This is a genomic window from Streptomyces sp. NPDC001507, from assembly GCF_042894765.1.
Classification (GTDB): Bacteria; Actinomycetota; Actinomycetes; order Streptomycetales; family Streptomycetaceae; genus Streptomyces.
This window is the reverse complement of record NZ_JBIAVV010000013.1, coordinates 347,343-361,534: the sequence shown is the minus strand read 5'-3', so window position 1 is coordinate 361,534 and position 14,192 is coordinate 347,343. Positions and strand designations below refer to the sequence as shown.

Sequence of the window (14,192 nt, the reverse complement as noted above, 5' to 3'; positions counted from 1 at the left end):
GCCGCGGCCTCGACAAAGCAGCTACGGCACAACGGGTTCGCGCCGATTCCGTACCTCTTGCACTTGGCGTAGCTTGCAGCACTGGCTTTATTCACAAGCCGTGGTTCTGGCACGACTTTCGTGAAGCGGTCACGATTAGTGATCAGTGGGTGTTTCGAGGGCTTGCAGGATCTGTCGCACTTCCTGGCGCCACTGGTCGGCGTCAGCGCTGTCCACCCAGCCGGTTGTCAGTTCTGATCCGTCCTGGAGAACGCGGTCCAGTGCGAGTTTCGCCGACGCGCGAAGGGAGGCTGGCAGTTTGGGCAGCGGTTCCCTGGGGCCGTCATCGGGGTCGATCACGATGGGGCTGTCCGGGAGGGTGCCGGCGACGAGGGCGCCGGCGGCGACGGCTTCGGCCCCGTCTCCGCCGTCGACGCGTTCCCCTGAGGCGGTGACTCGCTGGAATGCCCTCCCCAGCACGGCGATGACCTGCTGGTGGGTGAGCCCCTCAAGTTGATCGACGAAGTCTGCGGCGAGGTCGCTGTCGAACGGGCCGGTTCCCCACGTTCCCATGCATGGCTCCTGATACGGCTGTCTTGGACGAAGGCATGGTTCCAGGAGTCACTGACATCGGTCACGGGGCCAGGAGGACCCGCTTGCGGAGCAGTGTGAAGCCGGCGCGTCCGAACATCTGGCGCTTGAGCATCTTGATCCTGTTGACGTGTCCTTCGACAACGCCGGAGCTCCAGGGCAGGGTAAGGCCCGCGATGACCGCGTCGCGGTCTCGGTCGATGCCGGCCGCGAGAGTGTGGAGGCTGGGAAGGTCGTCTCGGCGGACAGCATGGAGCCACTGCGGGAGTCGTTCGCCCTGGCGCTCGGTGAGCATTTGGGCGAAGGATCGGACGTGACCGGTCAGGGCGTCGAGTTCAGGGCAGTTGACAAGGACGGCCTTGAGCCGGAACTGTTCGATCTCGGTCAGCGTTTCGGGTCGGCTGAGGATCCATCTCGTCACCGCGCGGGGTGCCGGTGGTTGCGCGGTGGCCGGCCGTGGCGAGGTGCGCTTCTCTCGAAGGTAGGCGCTGACCCGGCCGTAGCTGCCGCGATAGCCCAAGGGACCGATCTCCTCCCAGAGCTTCCAGGCGTTGGTGCAGCCCTCGTCCCAGCGTTCGTCCAGGGAGGGCTTGTACTCGTCGAGGACGGAGGTCCTGCTGTGCTGCCATTGGCCGCGAAAGAGGTCTTCCGGTTTCGCAGCGTCGGCGAGGCTTTTGACGGTGCGGTGGGTCATCTGGAGCTGGCGCCCGATGGAACGGCGGCTGTGGCCGGCTTCCAGCAGCGCGTGGACCGTGGCGTGCCGGGCTCGGACGCGGTTAGCGAATCGCTCGCTCCGCCATGGAGAGTTCGCCTTCTCCTCGGGCGGCGCTGGTTCGTCGGCCTTCGCCTCGCGATCGGGGACCAGGACGCGAAGGCACTGGCGGTGGCGGGCGACAGCCCGCTCGGCGGCCTCCCCGAGGTTGTGCCACAAATGCCAGCGGTCGGCGACCTGCGTCGTCTGGGGTGCCCCGGCTGTGGCGCCTTCCGCGAAGAATGGTGCGCGGTCTCGGCAGACGATCTCGATCCCGGGTCGCTTCGCCAGCCATGCGGCCAGGCTGGATGCCTCTCGGTCGGGCAGCAGTTCCACCGGTCGGCGGGTCTCGACGTCGACGAGCACCGTGCCGTAGACCCGTCCTTTGCGTGTGGCGTACTCATCAACCTCCACCACTCGCGGGGCCGGGGCTGCGGGTTCGGGCAATGCATCGAGCAGCCGTAACACCGCGCTGCGGCTGATGGACACCCCGAAGGCCCGTGCCATCCGGGCGCCGGCCCGGCCGGCGAGGGCGAGACCCACCGCGGCGAGAGTCGACCGCAACCGCTCCGTCCACCGGCTGTGCCGCCGGGTCAGTCCCGGCATCTGCTCAGCGAACGTCCGCCGAGCACACGAAGACTCCGGACAGAAGAACCGCCGGACTCTCAGTTGCAGGACGACCAGACGTCCCCCACTCGGCACGTCCGCAGGAAACCGCAGGTAAGAGCTGTGCACCCAGGTCGACTCGCTCCCGCAGTCCGGGCACGCCGCCCCGTCCGCCGCACTGCAGACGTCGATGCGTATCGCCTCGTGGCTCACGTCCAGCGACAGCACGGACACGTCCGCGATGGACGGTAACAGCAGGCCCTCCAGACGGGGCGCCATCTCTTCCACGACGCCGCACTGTCGACCACATCAAGATCGTCCCTGGTCATTTTCAGGCAACTTCCCCGAGCCTGATCGGAGCGTCAGCCGTCACTCAGCGTGCACACACGGAAAGCGAGCCAGAACCCGTTCTCGCGAACAAAGCCACCGTGGCCTAGTCGCCGTCTGCGCCCAGCGGCGGATGTCTTCCATGTCCCGCGTCAAGGCAGCGACGAAGATCCCCTGCTTGCCTGGAAAGAGCCGGATGGGGACGGCTGCGTGACCCCGACGCGCTTGGCGATCGCCTCGGGTCAGGTGCCGTAGCAGTCCCAGGTCGCGAACTCGGCGATGGCCGCACGGATGACGCTCTGACGTCTCTCCGGTGCGCTGATCCTGCCCATGCCGCCATTCCCGCCAGGCGCCGGTCGGGTCTGCCACCTGGGCTTGCAGTTGGAAACCGATCGGTTTACTGTGGAGGAAGCCGATCGGCTTCCAGCTTGTGGAGGTAGCCGTGACAGCAATCGAAGGCGCCACTGTCCTTGTCACCGGGGACGGCCGGGGCATCGGCAAGATGCTGATCGAGGAGCTCTACGGGCGCGGGGCCGGAAAGGTCTACGCCACGGCCCGTGACCCGCGCACGGTGACGCACCCCGGTGCCGTTCCGCTGGCCCTTGAGGTCACCGACCCCGCATCCGTGACGGCCGCCGCCGGGCAGGCCCAGGACGTCACCATCCTGATCAACAACGCCGGTGCTTCGGTCCGCGCCTCGTACCTTGACTCCCCGATGGAGGAGGTGCTCCGTGACGTGGAGACGAACTTCTACGGGCCGCTGCTGGTCACCCGGGCCGCTGCTGGTCCCGGGCCTTCGTGCCGGTCATCGAGCGCAATGGCCGGGGGCACATCCTCAACGTCCATTCCGCCTTGTCCTGGCTGGCCGACGGCACGCCCTACGGCGCCTCCAAGGCCGACCTGTGGTCTCAGACGAACTCCCTGCGTCTTAAGTTGCAGCCGCGTGGCATCGCGGTGACCGGACTTCACGTGGCCTACGTGGACACCGACATGACGGCGGGCATCGACGCTCCCAAGGCCGACCCCCGCGACGTCGCCGTAGCCGCCCTCGACGGCATCGAGGCGGGGGCGCACGAGGTGCTGGCCGACGACACCACCCGCTGGGTCACGTCGCAGCTGTCCGCCGATCTGGAGGCCCTTTACCCGCAGTTGAACAAGTAGCACGCACCGGATCCGAGGAGATTCTCATGGAAAGTTCGCTCACCCACCGCTTCGTCGACGTGAACGGGATCAGGCTGCACATCGCCGAGCAGGGGCAGGGGCCGCTGGTCCTGCTGCTGCACGGCTGGCCGGAGAGCTGGTACTCCTGGCGTCACCAGTTCGGGGCGCTGGCAGCGGCCGGGTACCGGGTCGTCGCCCCGGACCAGCGCGGCTATGCCCGCAGCGAGCAGCCGCCGGACGTCACCTCGTACACCCTGCTCCACCTCGTCGGCGACGTGATTGCCCTGATCGAGGAGCTGGGCGAGGAGCAGGCGGTCGTCGTGGGGCACGACTGGGGCGCACCGGTTGCCTGGACCGCGGCGATGCTGCGGCAAGGCCGTCCTTGCCAACTGCCCTGAACTCGACGCCCTGACCGGTCACGTCCGATCCTTCGCCCAAATGCTCACCGAGCGGCAGGGGGAACGACTCCCGCAGTGGCTCGACGCCGTCCGCCAGGACGACCTTCCCAGCCTCCACACCGTCGGGGCGGCAAGGCCAGCAGAGGGCCGATGTGGTCGATGATCCGGTCGGCCGACGACTTCGAAACTCCGAATAGCAGGGCCAGTTGGCGCATGGTCAAGTTGGTTCGCCAGTAGGCCGCGACCAGGAGAATACGGTCTTCAAGCGACAGGCCCCACGGACGACCCGTCCGTGATTCGGCTGCACTCTCGCGCTGCACCGCGGTCACCAACTTGCCGAAGGAGCGCGGGCTCAGCCCGGTGAACGGACCTATCCAAGACGGCTCTGACGCCGTGATCACACCAGCCACACCAAGATCATCCCAGGCCGGTTAGGGTGCCTTCTCCGAGCCGACAGACTGGAGACGGCTGGTGGAGCCGGACGAAGCCCTGCAACTCGCGGTGGCGTTTCTCGCGCACAGCCAACGCGATGACGAGCCGCCTCTCGCCATCGACGCAGAGCGGGTCCGTGAGAGCAACGGGCTCCTGATCGTGCCCTACAACTCTGTGCAGTATCTCGCCTCGCGTGATGCGAGGGAGCAACTGCTGGACTGCTGGCCCATCCTCGTCGACCTTGAACGCGGAGACGTGCGATTCGGGACCCTGGACGAGCGGCATCTGTGGAGGAACCAAAGCGCCTGACGACTGTCCCGCAACCACAGTTACGGGACAGCCCTTAGACATCTCGAAGATCAGCCGCTGGCCGTTCTCATATCCGGACCCTCACTCCGACGCAGGGACAAACACCCGGACCAGGTGGGAACCGTTACACCACTTTCTCAATGTCATGCTGCGAGTGGCTTCGTGGGTTCGCTCTACCACTTCGTGCCCGCTCGTCAGTGGCCTGGTCCCATGGTGCGGCTCACGAAGTCACAGCCTGGCCGGTGTGGCTTGATAGGAGCGCGGCATTGCCCTGATTGAGGTGTGCCCCCGGCCGGCCCGCTCTGACTTGAGGGACGGAAGGGAGATCTGACCGATGGTGGTCTTCGGGATCGACGCGCACAAACGCACCCACACCGCAGTTGCGGCGGACGACCGCGGACGCAAACTCGGCGAGCACACGACAGGAACGACCAGTGCCGACCATCTCCGGTTGCTGGCCTGGGCAAAGAAGTGGGACGGCGACCGGTACTGGGCTGTTGAGGACTGCAGGCAACTGTCCCGCAGGCTGGAGCGTGACCTGCTTGCGGCCGGTGAGCGGATCGTGCGAGTCCCTCCCAAACTGATGGCGAACTGCCGGACTGCAGCTCGCACTTACGGCAAGTCCGACCCGATCGACGCACTCGCAGTCGCACGGGCAGCCTTGCGTGAGCCGGACTTGCCCGTCGCCTGCCTGGACGGTCCCGCTCGGGAGATCCGCCTGCTCGTCGACCATCGCGACAACCTGGTTGCCGAGCGCACCAGGGTCATCAACCGGCTGCGCTGGCACCTGCACGAGATCGACCCCAGTCTGGACCCGCCAGCCCGTTGCCTCATCCGCACCAAACATCTCCAGGCGCTCGCCAAGGAGCTGGCCACTCGGGATGGAACCGTAGCCCGCCTGGCCCGCTGCCTGCTGGAGCAGTGCTGCCGGCTCACCGCCGAGATCCGCTCCTTCGAAGCGGAAATCAGCGCCTTGGTCACCGACACAGCACCCAGCCTGCTGGCCATCCCCGGCTGCGGCATTCTCAATGCGGCGAAGATCCTCGCAGAGACGGCCGACATCCGCCGGTTCCGGTCCAAGAGCGCCTACGCCCGCCACAACGGCACCGCACCGCTCCCCGTATGGTCGGGCAACCGCACACGCCATCGACTCTGCCGGACGGGCAATCGCCAACTCAACGCAGCCCTACACCGGATCGCCGTCACGCAGGCGCACTATCACCCAGACGCCCGCACCTATCTACAGCGTCGACGAGAGGCCGGGAACACCAACACCGAAGCCGTTCGCGCCCTCCGACGCCGTCTGTCGGACGTGGTCTACCGAGCCCTCCTCCGCGACGCCCAGACCATCACCGAGCAAGCCGACCTCACGCAGGCCGCCTGATTGACATAGGAGCCATGGGACGCAACCGACAGTCGCCGTTCCCCCGCCAGGGGTTCTGGACTCGGGTATGCCTGGCTTGTCCTGCCTCGTGCACCTCCGGGAGGCTGTCAGTAGGCACCCTGTCGACGCAGGGAGCGCGGTCGGCCGTCGGGATCAGCGACGACCCGGTAGAGCGGGTCGGTCAGGGCCCGTGTGATGCGGGACAGATGCGGCGGGTGATAGGTGCGCAGCCGTCCCGAGGGTCGTGGACCGTGACGGCCGCCGTCGTGCCACGCGTCCAGAGCGGCGGCCGAGTCGGCGTAGGCCGCAAAGGCGCGGCCCGGGTCGCAGAGTGCAGCCGCTTCCCCGTCCCCGTCACGGTCAAGGTGTTCGAGGTTCAACGACAACCGCAGCTCGCGCGCGAAGACGCGGGCACCGTCGCCCAGGCCGCCGGGGTCCATCGGTTCACGGGGGTCACGGGTCTCGTCGAGGACAGCGCAGCTGAGCTCCGAATCGTGGGTCCAGGAGCGCCGGTTGACGTTGTCGGAACCGACCGCGGCCCAGACATCGTCGATGACACAGACCTTGGCATGGACGTATACGGGCGTCCCGGCGTGATTCTCCAGGCTGTAGACGGCCACCCGGTCACCGCCGCCCCGTCGCAGGACTTCCAGGGCGCGGATCCGTCCCAGCAGATTCATCGGTGTGCTGATCCGCCCTTCTTGGTCCGGCAGTGGCGGCAGGACGGCGATCATCCGCAGGCCCGGATGATCTGCGAGAGCCTGAGCGAACGGCTGGACGGCACTTTCTGACCACAAGTACTGGTCCTCTAGGTAGATCAGCCGGCGTGCCCGCCGCAGGGACTTCATGTAGGCGCGGGCGATGCTGCGTTCACCGTCGGGAGCGAACGGGTAGCCCCTGATGCGGTTCGGGTAGGTGCGCAGGATCTGGACCGTGTGGGGACCGCGGGGGCCCGGGTCGGGTTGCTGTACCGGGAGTGGATCCGCCTGGGTGTCCTCGCCCCGCAGTGCCGCCCGCAGCCGGCTGCGCGGGCTTCGACTGAGCGGAGCCGGGTCCGTCCACCGCTCACGGAACGTGGCCTCGACATCACCTACGGCGGGCCCGCGCACCGCCAGCTGGATGTCGTGCCAGGGCGGACGGGAACCGTAGGCATCGGCGATGCGTTGCGCCTGCGGGTCACCTTGATGGGCGGCGTCGTCCCGACGGCTGTGGCACAGATCGATCCCGCCGACGAAGGCGACGTCCCGCTCGGGCCGACCCGGGTGGCGCAGCACGACGAACTTTTGATGGTGCGAGCCACCCGGCCGCACCCGCATGTCGAGCAGGCACTCCCCTCCCGCCTCCTCGATCTCCTCCCCCAGGTGATAGTTCTCCTGTTCGCTGAACTGGAACCGATCCAGGTGCGAGCGCCACACCAGCCCCTTCACGACGACACCCCGGCGTGCGGCGTCGCACAACACGTCGCCGATAGCGCTGTTCGGACCATCCAGCAGCTCGTCAGGGTCACCCCGCCAGTCCGTGAACATCAATATGTCGCCGGCCCGCTGCGCCCGCACGGCCGCGAGCAGCTCGGCGAAGTACACCGCCCCGTGTACCAGGGGGCGGACGTCGTTGCCTGTGGACCACGCCGCACCGTCAGCATGACGGCGGTCCACCCGCGACGCGGGATTCCCCCGCTGAGCGGGGGTGAGCAGCCAGTCGGCGCGTTCCACGTGGCAGCCCTTCCAGCCGACGGCCCTTCCGGGATCTCCTGGCAGATCCGTTACCCCCTGAGCGCGTGGCCACGCGATTCCTACTCCGCCAGTCCCGCGCAGACCTGCCAGTCCCCTCGAATCGTGGAGACCTTGTGACTCGGTGGTGTGCGTTACTGACGCGTCATGCTTCGGACCGCTGCTCTGCGCTACTCCCACCTCACGAAGGCATCGCTGCCGGTGCCGGTCAGGTGTGGTGTCACCGGATCGGCATAACTAGGCAAGCGGATCTGCGTCCCGTCGCTCAGGGCGGCGAGAAGGTCCCGGAACATGTGCGACAGGCTGTCCCACACCTTCACCGGACCCTCCGTTTCCCCGGCGTGCAGGCCGTACAGCACGTTCCCGAACCGGCCTCCATCACGGTGGTCGAGGATGAGCTTGCCTCCGGTGATGTCCGTGGCGATCGGGACCCACCGGACGTGGAACAGGTACCCGTACACCCCGTCGTAGATGTCCCGCAGGTCGGGGTCTTCCGACTCGTTCTCGTCGACCCATTCGGCTATTGCTTCCTCCATCGTTCGTTGACCGGCACGCATTCCCTCGGAGCCGCTCAGGATGAACCTTGCGGGGAGGATCACGCCAGGTCCGCCATGACCCTTCGTGGCGGTGACCCCGTCGTGACGTCCCAGCCACGTCACCAGATCGGGGTGCAGGGGGAACCGACGGTCGGCGATGGCGTCGATGTCGTCCTGCGCGGCGGGTGGGTTCAGGAGGGCGTGGTCCGCGGGCGCATGGGCCTCCAGCCAGGCATCGATCCGGGCGAGGACAACATTAAGGTCGTCGGTCATATGACAACGCTACGAGTCTCGGTGGCGCTGCCATGCACTGATGACGCCTGCGGACGGCGATACTGGATGCGGTTCGTCAGGTTGACGCTGGAATGTCGGAGGTCAGGCCGGTGCCCGCTAAGAAGCCGTCGAGGGTGCCGTGCCGGTACTGAAGTCGTTTGAGGCGGTTTCGGACGATGGCCTCGAGCCGGTCGAGGGCGACCACGGCGAGGTTGGCCAGACTGCGCTTGACGTGCGCCCATACCCCCTCCACGGGGTTGAGGTCGGGCGAGTAGGCGGGTAGCAGGAAAACCGTCAGCCATGCGCGCTCGGCGATCAGCTCACGCATGGCGTGGGAGACGTGGGTGTTCAGGCGGTCCCACACCAGCACGATCGGCGCTTTGACGGGGACTGTAAGACGTTCGGCTCTGTCTCACATCCGGTGGCAACGTTGCGTCACGGTCGAGACTGTCGTGGCCTCGGAGTGCCCATCGTCGCCGTCATAGCTGGCCGGCGGGCTCGTCACCGCCCGCCGTATGGAAGGCGCACTTGGCCCTGGAAACTGCCCGAGGTCGACCGAGACCGCCTACCCGGAATGTCCCTGCAGATCCCCTGGTCTGCTGGTATCACGGGCCGTCACTGTCCACACGAAGCGTCACCACCGGATGTGAGACAGGGCCGAACGATTACAGTCCCGACCCCGGCACGCCCTTGGTGAGCAGCGCCTCGAACGTCCGCGCGAGGAACCAGCTCTCCGAGTCTGCGGGGGCACTCGTCCAGCAGGACGAAGCGCGAGCACTCCAGGGATTCGACGTACGGCTCCTTCTACGCCCCGAAAGTAGCCATTGGCGCAACTCATGCCGCGTGTGATCTGTGAGTCGACGTGTTGTTGGACTGGACGGGTCCGACGGCTCGGCTGCGGATGAACCCGGGCGTCGGTTAGCCTCGCGCTTTCACGAGGTGGCTGGCCTGTCCGAGAGTTGATCAAAAACGCGGAAAGAAGCGCTTCCCAGGTGAAGACGCGCATCGGGTCCTATCCCCGTGTCCGTGTCGAGGGCGGCTCACTCCTCGCACTGCTTGCGCATGCGCAGCGTCAGTCAGGTCACGGCGACGATGGTCGCGCTGGGGATTTCGTCTGGTTCATGTCGCCGATCGCCTGCCATAACCGCTGCGCCCGCCCGCGGTGTTGGTGCGCCAGGTGGTGGACGCCGGCGGCGGCGTCCAGGTCGCCGATCAGTTGCCAGCACGAGGCCTCGTCCTGACGGTCGCCGTGCCGGTGGAAGAGGTCCGCCGCGCGTTCCAACGCCGGGCTCGCCCGGTCCCGGTCGTGCTGACCGGCGTACACACGGCCGACTTCCAGCAGCGTGTACGCGGCGCATCGCTCATCGGCCAGTTTTTCGAAGGTGGCCAACGCCTGCCACAGGCAGCGCAGCGCCTCGTCCGGATCACCGCGCCGATCATGCAGTCGGCTGAACCGTCGCAGCACCACGGCCACGCGATGCCCGTCGCCCACCGCCCTGGCGTGACTCAAGGCCCCGTCGAACCAGAACTCCGCCTCGTCGAGCTTGCCCTGCATGAGCATCATCACGGCCATGGAGCAGGACAGCTGCGCTTCGACATGCCGGTCGCCCTCACCGACCGCGATGGCAAGCGCCTGCTCGACACGTTCGAGGGCTTCGTCGTCACGGTCCTGCACCCGGCTGACCGTACCCAGCATCGCCAGCGACAACGCCTCGCCGCGCTTGTCCCCACCGTCCCGGCACAGCCCGAGGGAGGACTCCAGGGCCCGGGTGGCCCGATCGAACTCGTCTTGGTAGATGTGCAGCTGGCCAAGACCGCGTAGCAGCACCGACGCGCCGCGCACGTTGCCGGCGGCCTGGGCCGCGTCCAGCGCGAGCCGGTGCCCGTGCTGCCAGTCCTGATAGAGACACTGGTGGTCGTAATAGGTTGCTGCGCCGGCCGCCAGCTCCCAGGCCAATTCATCCAGGCCCCAGTCCACGGCCATTTTCACGGCGCCGAGCAGGTTGTCGCGTTCCGCGTCGAACCAGCCAACCGGGTCGGTCATCAGCCGGTCCACGACGGCATCAGGCAGTGATCGGCGCGGTGCCGCACCAGGCGGGGCTGCCAGCAGCCCCGCCACCGGCAGCCGATCGGTGCCGCGTCCGATCAGGTCGAGCCAAACGGACAGCACTCGGATGATCGCGTCCTGCTTGTCCGCCGTGGGCAGCGGGGCGGCGCTCTCCACGGCACAGGTCCTGATCAGGTCGTGCAGCCGGTAGCGCGGCTGGCCGATGGCGTCGGTGGCGGTCAGCCGAACCAGGCTGGCGTCGACGAGGGTGTCCAGCACCTCCTCGGCGTCCGAGCGGTCCAGCAGCGGGCCGACCACCCAGCCGGGCAGGGTGTAGGCGCCGAGCAGCCCCAGCAGGCTCAGCGCGCGCACCGCGTCGGCGGGCAGCAGCCGTAAGCTCAGTTTGACGCTGGCTCGCACGCTGAGGTCCCCTATCCTCAGCTCGGCCAGCCTGCGGGACTCATCCTCGATCCGTTCCCGCAGCACCCGCAGTGACCAAGCCGGGCGGCCCATGAGCTTGCCGCTGGCGATCCGGATCGCCAGCGGCAGATTGCCGCAGCAGTCGAGGATTGCGTCGGCCTCCTCCGGTTCCCGCTCGACCCGCCGCCGCCCGACGACTCCCGTGAACAACTCCCGTGCCTCTGCCGGGCTCAGTACGTCCAGGTCGATGTGCCGAGCACCGGGAAGTTGCGTCAGCAGAGTGCGGCTGGTGATCAACACGGCACAGCCGTTGGCGGCGGGCAGCAGAGGCAGCACCTGATCGGCGTGACCGGCATCGTCTAGCACCACCAACATGCGACGGTCCGCCAGCAAGGACCGGTAGAGCGCAGACCGCTCGGCCAGGCCCTTCGGGATCGCACTGCCGGCGATCGAGAGCGCGCGCAGTGCCTCGGCCAGCATCAGCCCCGGGTCCCGCGGCTCATCGGATGTCGCCGCGAGGTTGAGGTAGAGCTGGCCGTCGGGGAAGGCGCCGCTCGCCAGCCGCGCAGCGTGCGTCACCAGGCAGGACTTGCCGACACCGGGACCGCCCACGATGACGGCCACCCGGGCCCGGTTCGGCGCCGGCCCGTCGAGCAGTCCGGCGATCTCGGCCAGTACCTCGGCCCGGCCCACGAAGTCCGGTACATCAAGGGGTAGTTGACGCACCGGCATCGCCATGGCCGGCCCGGCGGCCGCTGCGTCAGGGCTCTGCAGTGGTATGTCCCAGGGTCTGCTGGCCGGGACCGGGGTCGTCAAGGTGGGATCCGCGGTGAGTATGCGTTGGTGCAGCGCCTGGAGCGGCGGGGTGGGGTCGACGCCGAGTTCGTCGGCCAGTGTCCGGCGCAGCCGCTCGTACACGTGCAGCGCCTCGCCTTGTCGCCCACACCGGCAGAGAGCGACTATCAGGTGTTCGGCGACCTGCTCGTCGTAGGGGTGCTCGCGGAACAGAGCGGTCAGCTCATCAATGATCTCTCTATGACGCCCCAGACCGAGTTCGATGACCAGACACTGTTTGAGTGTGTCCGCGCGTTTCTCGTTCAGCCGTGCCGCATCGATCTCCAGGACCCGGCTGGAGATGTCGGTCAGGGCACGCCCGCGCCAGCAGGCCAGCGCCCGCCGAAGTGCTGCAGCTGTCTCGGACGGGTCCGTGTGCCGTTCTGCGAGGCGCCGCTCGTGGTCGAACTCCAGCAGGTCGAGTTGATCCGGGGACAGGTCGATCTCGTAGCCGCCGCGCCGCGTACTGATCAAGGGGCCTGGTGCTCCGCACGCGGCGAGGTTGCGGCGCAGCCCGGAGACGGCGTCCTGGACCTGACGGACCGCAGTGGCGGGCGCCTTCCCGTCCCACATCACGGCGACGAGTTGTTCCATGGCGACGATGTTGTTGGCGTCGATCAGAAGCGCGGCCAGCATCTTGGCCTGCCGCGGTCCGTCTAATCGGACCTTTCGTCCGGTGATCTGGGCATGTAACGGCCCCAGTACGCCGAATCTCATCTTCCCCCCCCAGGTACTCCATGATCAGCGTTGGTCCCCTCGCTGACCTGGCATTAGGACGAATCTAGGACGGCCGACGGACGCGTGTCCATATCGTCGCCGTAGCCTCGGGCTTCCGCGAGGGTAGATGCCCGGTCCATGATCAAATAAGCGAGGAGTGCTGCTGCCCTGGGACGATGGGGCTTGTCTAAGGTCCTGGTCGTCGGAGGGAAGGCTGAACTCCTCGGGTGAAGAAGCGGGCCTGGATGCCCATGCTCGCGCTGACCGGCACCGCCCGCAGGTGGGAATCCCGCCGTATGCGATTCCGACTGTTCTCCGCCATCGCCCAGCTCGTGACGACCGGCCGCCGCATCCTCCGCCTCGCCAGACGCCGGCCCTGGACCGACGTGGTCACAGATGCCCTGACACGACTCGAAGCCCTCCCCATCCCCGGCTGACCAGGAACTTCCCGCTCCCACGAGCAGCCTCACCCCCACCGGAGCCGTGGAACCCAGCCGAGCCACCAACCTGCCCGAACACCGAAACCACAACACCACAAACCCGAAGTGGGGCCGTCAGGGGGCCAACGGCCCAAATGACACCTTCGCTAAACGGCCGCGACAATTTGGTCAAGTCGAGGTCCGCGCAGGCAACCGCTCCACTAGGCCGCATAGAAGGGGAAAGGACACCCAATGCCCAAACTCGGAAAGCCCAAGCGCGCCACGATGAAGAAGGCTGCGCAGCTGACGGCGGGAGTCGTAGCCAGCTGCGGTCTGATGCTGGCCGCTCCGACCGCGGCGCACGCCAGCTCCGGACCCGCAGTCCCGACCCCTCACGTCATCAGGCCCAACGCCACCAGCCTCAACTGCGGCCTCGCCGTGGATGTGCGTTTCCATAATGGTGATTACTCATGCATCACCAGCAATGGCATTCACTACGTCGATTTCTGTTCCGTGAACTGGGTCGAAACCGGCAACCAGTGAGCGTGAGCCGAAGCCCGGTAGCTGTCACAGAGGCGGGCATGTTGTCACCGGGATTTGCGCCGGCGGCGGCAGGCTCGCCTCGCATACAAGCCCAGAGAACAAGCGAAAGGCGCGCACCCGGCGGACCGCCGTCCGTCAAACGCGCGCCTATGTGACGCCATGTCAGTTCGGCATCAGCTTTTCAGTACTGTGGCCACGGGCACCGGGACCGTTGCACTCAGTTGCCGGTAAAGACGATCAAGGTCAGATTCGCCCCGTAAGTGGGTGTGCACGCGCCTCGGTAGAAGTTCCAATTGCGTCCCGCGGCGTCCCGCACGTATCCCGTGTAGCTGTCCGAGCACACCCAATGGGAATTCACGATGTTCATCCAGCCTTGGTTGGCGGGCCCGCCGTCCCAGACGTAGCAGTAGGAGTGGCCGCCCGACCCGTAAGAGACGTTGACGACGGACGACAGGTTGCACGTGGAGTTCACGACCGTGGCGCTGGCCGGGGTCGCAGCGAGGACGCCAGCGGTCGTGAGGCCGGCCGCGATGGCTCCAGCTGCCAGCTTTCGGGCGAGATTCATGTAGTTCCCCCTGAGGATGCGTGTTTGGTGAGTTGTCTCCCATGCGAGCACTGCCGCCGAGAGGCGTGCGAGCCCCCGTGACGCGCTTTAGTGCATGACGGCTCGTTACGGGGTCGTCGTGCAAGATCGAGGCTAAGAGCTGCTGTCCTACATCCGTCCTAGGTCCGTCC

The 14,192-nt window shown here is 67.2% G+C and carries 9 protein-coding genes and 5 pseudogenes; 6 read left to right on the top strand and 8 right to left on the bottom strand.

The genetic code is table 11. From position 1 onward, the window contains the following. Positions 1-135 precede the first annotated feature (135 nt). Positions 136-552 (bottom strand): DUF4259 domain-containing protein, encoded by a 417-nt coding sequence (locus ACFY0K_RS37765; RefSeq protein WP_390643654.1) that lies wholly within the window; start codon positions 550-552, stop codon positions 136-138. Positions 553-613: 61 nt separating this feature from the next. After that, a complete protein-coding gene (locus ACFY0K_RS37760) occupies positions 614-2,206 on the bottom strand; it encodes an ISL3 family transposase (protein WP_390643692.1) in 1,593 nt (530 codons plus the stop codon). 490 nt (positions 2,207-2,696) lie between these two features. Here ACFY0K_RS37760 and ACFY0K_RS37755 point away from each other — a divergent pair. Then, positions 2,697-3,415, top strand: a pseudogene (locus ACFY0K_RS37755) (SDR family oxidoreductase). Positions 3,416-3,441: 26 nt separating this feature from the next. Further along, a pseudogene (locus ACFY0K_RS37750) lies at positions 3,442-3,786 on the top strand (alpha/beta fold hydrolase); the annotation flags it as partial. 146 nt (positions 3,787-3,932) lie between these two features. Here the strand turns inward: ACFY0K_RS37750 and ACFY0K_RS37745 are convergent. Next, positions 3,933-4,223: pseudogene (locus tag ACFY0K_RS37745) on the bottom strand (transposase family protein); the annotation flags it as partial. Positions 4,224-4,284: 61 nt separating this feature from the next. Between ACFY0K_RS37745 and ACFY0K_RS37740 the strand changes: the two are divergent. Continuing rightward, positions 4,285-4,554 (top strand): YrhB domain-containing protein, encoded by a 270-nt coding sequence (locus ACFY0K_RS37740; RefSeq protein WP_388604775.1) that lies wholly within the window; start codon positions 4,285-4,287, stop codon positions 4,552-4,554. A gap of 334 nt (positions 4,555-4,888) precedes the next feature. Continuing rightward, positions 4,889-5,938, top strand: coding sequence for an IS110 family transposase (locus ACFY0K_RS37735; RefSeq protein WP_388715372.1), 1,050 nt, complete (start codon positions 4,889-4,891; stop codon positions 5,936-5,938). Between the two features lie 107 nt (positions 5,939-6,045). Here the strand turns inward: ACFY0K_RS37735 and ACFY0K_RS37730 are convergent, their stop codons facing one another. The 4 genes and pseudogenes from ACFY0K_RS37730 to ACFY0K_RS37715 form a co-directional block, all read right to left on the bottom strand. Beyond that, positions 6,046-7,650, bottom strand: coding sequence for a phospholipase D family protein (locus tag ACFY0K_RS37730; protein ID WP_390643653.1), 1,605 nt, complete (start codon positions 7,648-7,650; stop codon positions 6,046-6,048). 188 nt (positions 7,651-7,838) lie between these two features. Beyond that, positions 7,839-8,477 (bottom strand): SMI1/KNR4 family protein, encoded by a 639-nt coding sequence (locus ACFY0K_RS37725; RefSeq protein WP_390643652.1) that lies wholly within the window; start codon positions 8,475-8,477, stop codon positions 7,839-7,841. A 76-nt stretch (positions 8,478-8,553) separates the two neighbouring features. Then, positions 8,554-8,862 (bottom strand): annotated as a pseudogene (locus tag ACFY0K_RS37720) (transposase); the annotation flags it as partial. A 696-nt stretch (positions 8,863-9,558) separates the two neighbouring features. Further along, entirely contained in the window at positions 9,559-12,414 is a 2,856-nt protein-coding gene (locus tag ACFY0K_RS37715; RefSeq protein WP_390643651.1) for a BTAD domain-containing putative transcriptional regulator, read from the bottom strand. Between the two features lie 320 nt (positions 12,415-12,734). Between ACFY0K_RS37715 and ACFY0K_RS37710 the strand changes: the two are divergent. Then, positions 12,735-12,932, top strand: a pseudogene (locus ACFY0K_RS37710) (IS1380 family transposase); the annotation flags it as partial. Between the two features lie 234 nt (positions 12,933-13,166). Further along, on the top strand, positions 13,167-13,457 hold the full coding sequence (locus ACFY0K_RS37705) for a hypothetical protein (protein ID WP_390643650.1): 291 nt from the start codon (positions 13,167-13,169) through the stop codon (positions 13,455-13,457). 217 nt (positions 13,458-13,674) lie between these two features. On the opposite strand, the gene ACFY0K_RS37700 is transcribed toward ACFY0K_RS37705, so the two are convergent. Beyond that, positions 13,675-14,022: a hypothetical protein gene (locus ACFY0K_RS37700; protein ID WP_390643649.1), complete on the bottom strand. Its 348-nt coding sequence runs from the start codon at positions 14,020-14,022 to the stop codon at positions 13,675-13,677. Positions 14,023-14,192: the final 170 nt, after the last annotated feature.

Bases quoted from the DNA above. Each gene is read 5' to 3' on its own strand.
- ACFY0K_RS37765 (WP_390643654.1), bottom strand. From the start codon at position 552: ATGGGAACGTGGGGAACCGGCCCGTTCGACAGCGACCTCGCCGCAGAC.
- ACFY0K_RS37760 (WP_390643692.1), bottom strand. From the start codon at position 2,206: ATGGCGCCCCGTCTGGAGGGCCTGCTGTTACCGTCCATCGCGGACGTG.
- ACFY0K_RS37735 (WP_388715372.1), top strand. From the start codon at position 4,889: ATGGTGGTCTTCGGGATCGACGCGCACAAACGCACCCACACCGCAGTT.
- ACFY0K_RS37725 (WP_390643652.1), bottom strand. From the start codon at position 8,477: ATGACCGACGACCTTAATGTTGTCCTCGCCCGGATCGATGCCTGGCTG.
- ACFY0K_RS37715 (WP_390643651.1), bottom strand. From the start codon at position 12,414: ATGCTGGCCGCGCTTCTGATCGACGCCAACAACATCGTCGCCATGGAA.
- ACFY0K_RS37705 (WP_390643650.1), top strand. From the start codon at position 13,167: ATGCCCAAACTCGGAAAGCCCAAGCGCGCCACGATGAAGAAGGCTGCG.
- ACFY0K_RS37700 (WP_390643649.1), bottom strand. From the start codon at position 14,022: ATGAATCTCGCCCGAAAGCTGGCAGCTGGAGCCATCGCGGCCGGCCTC.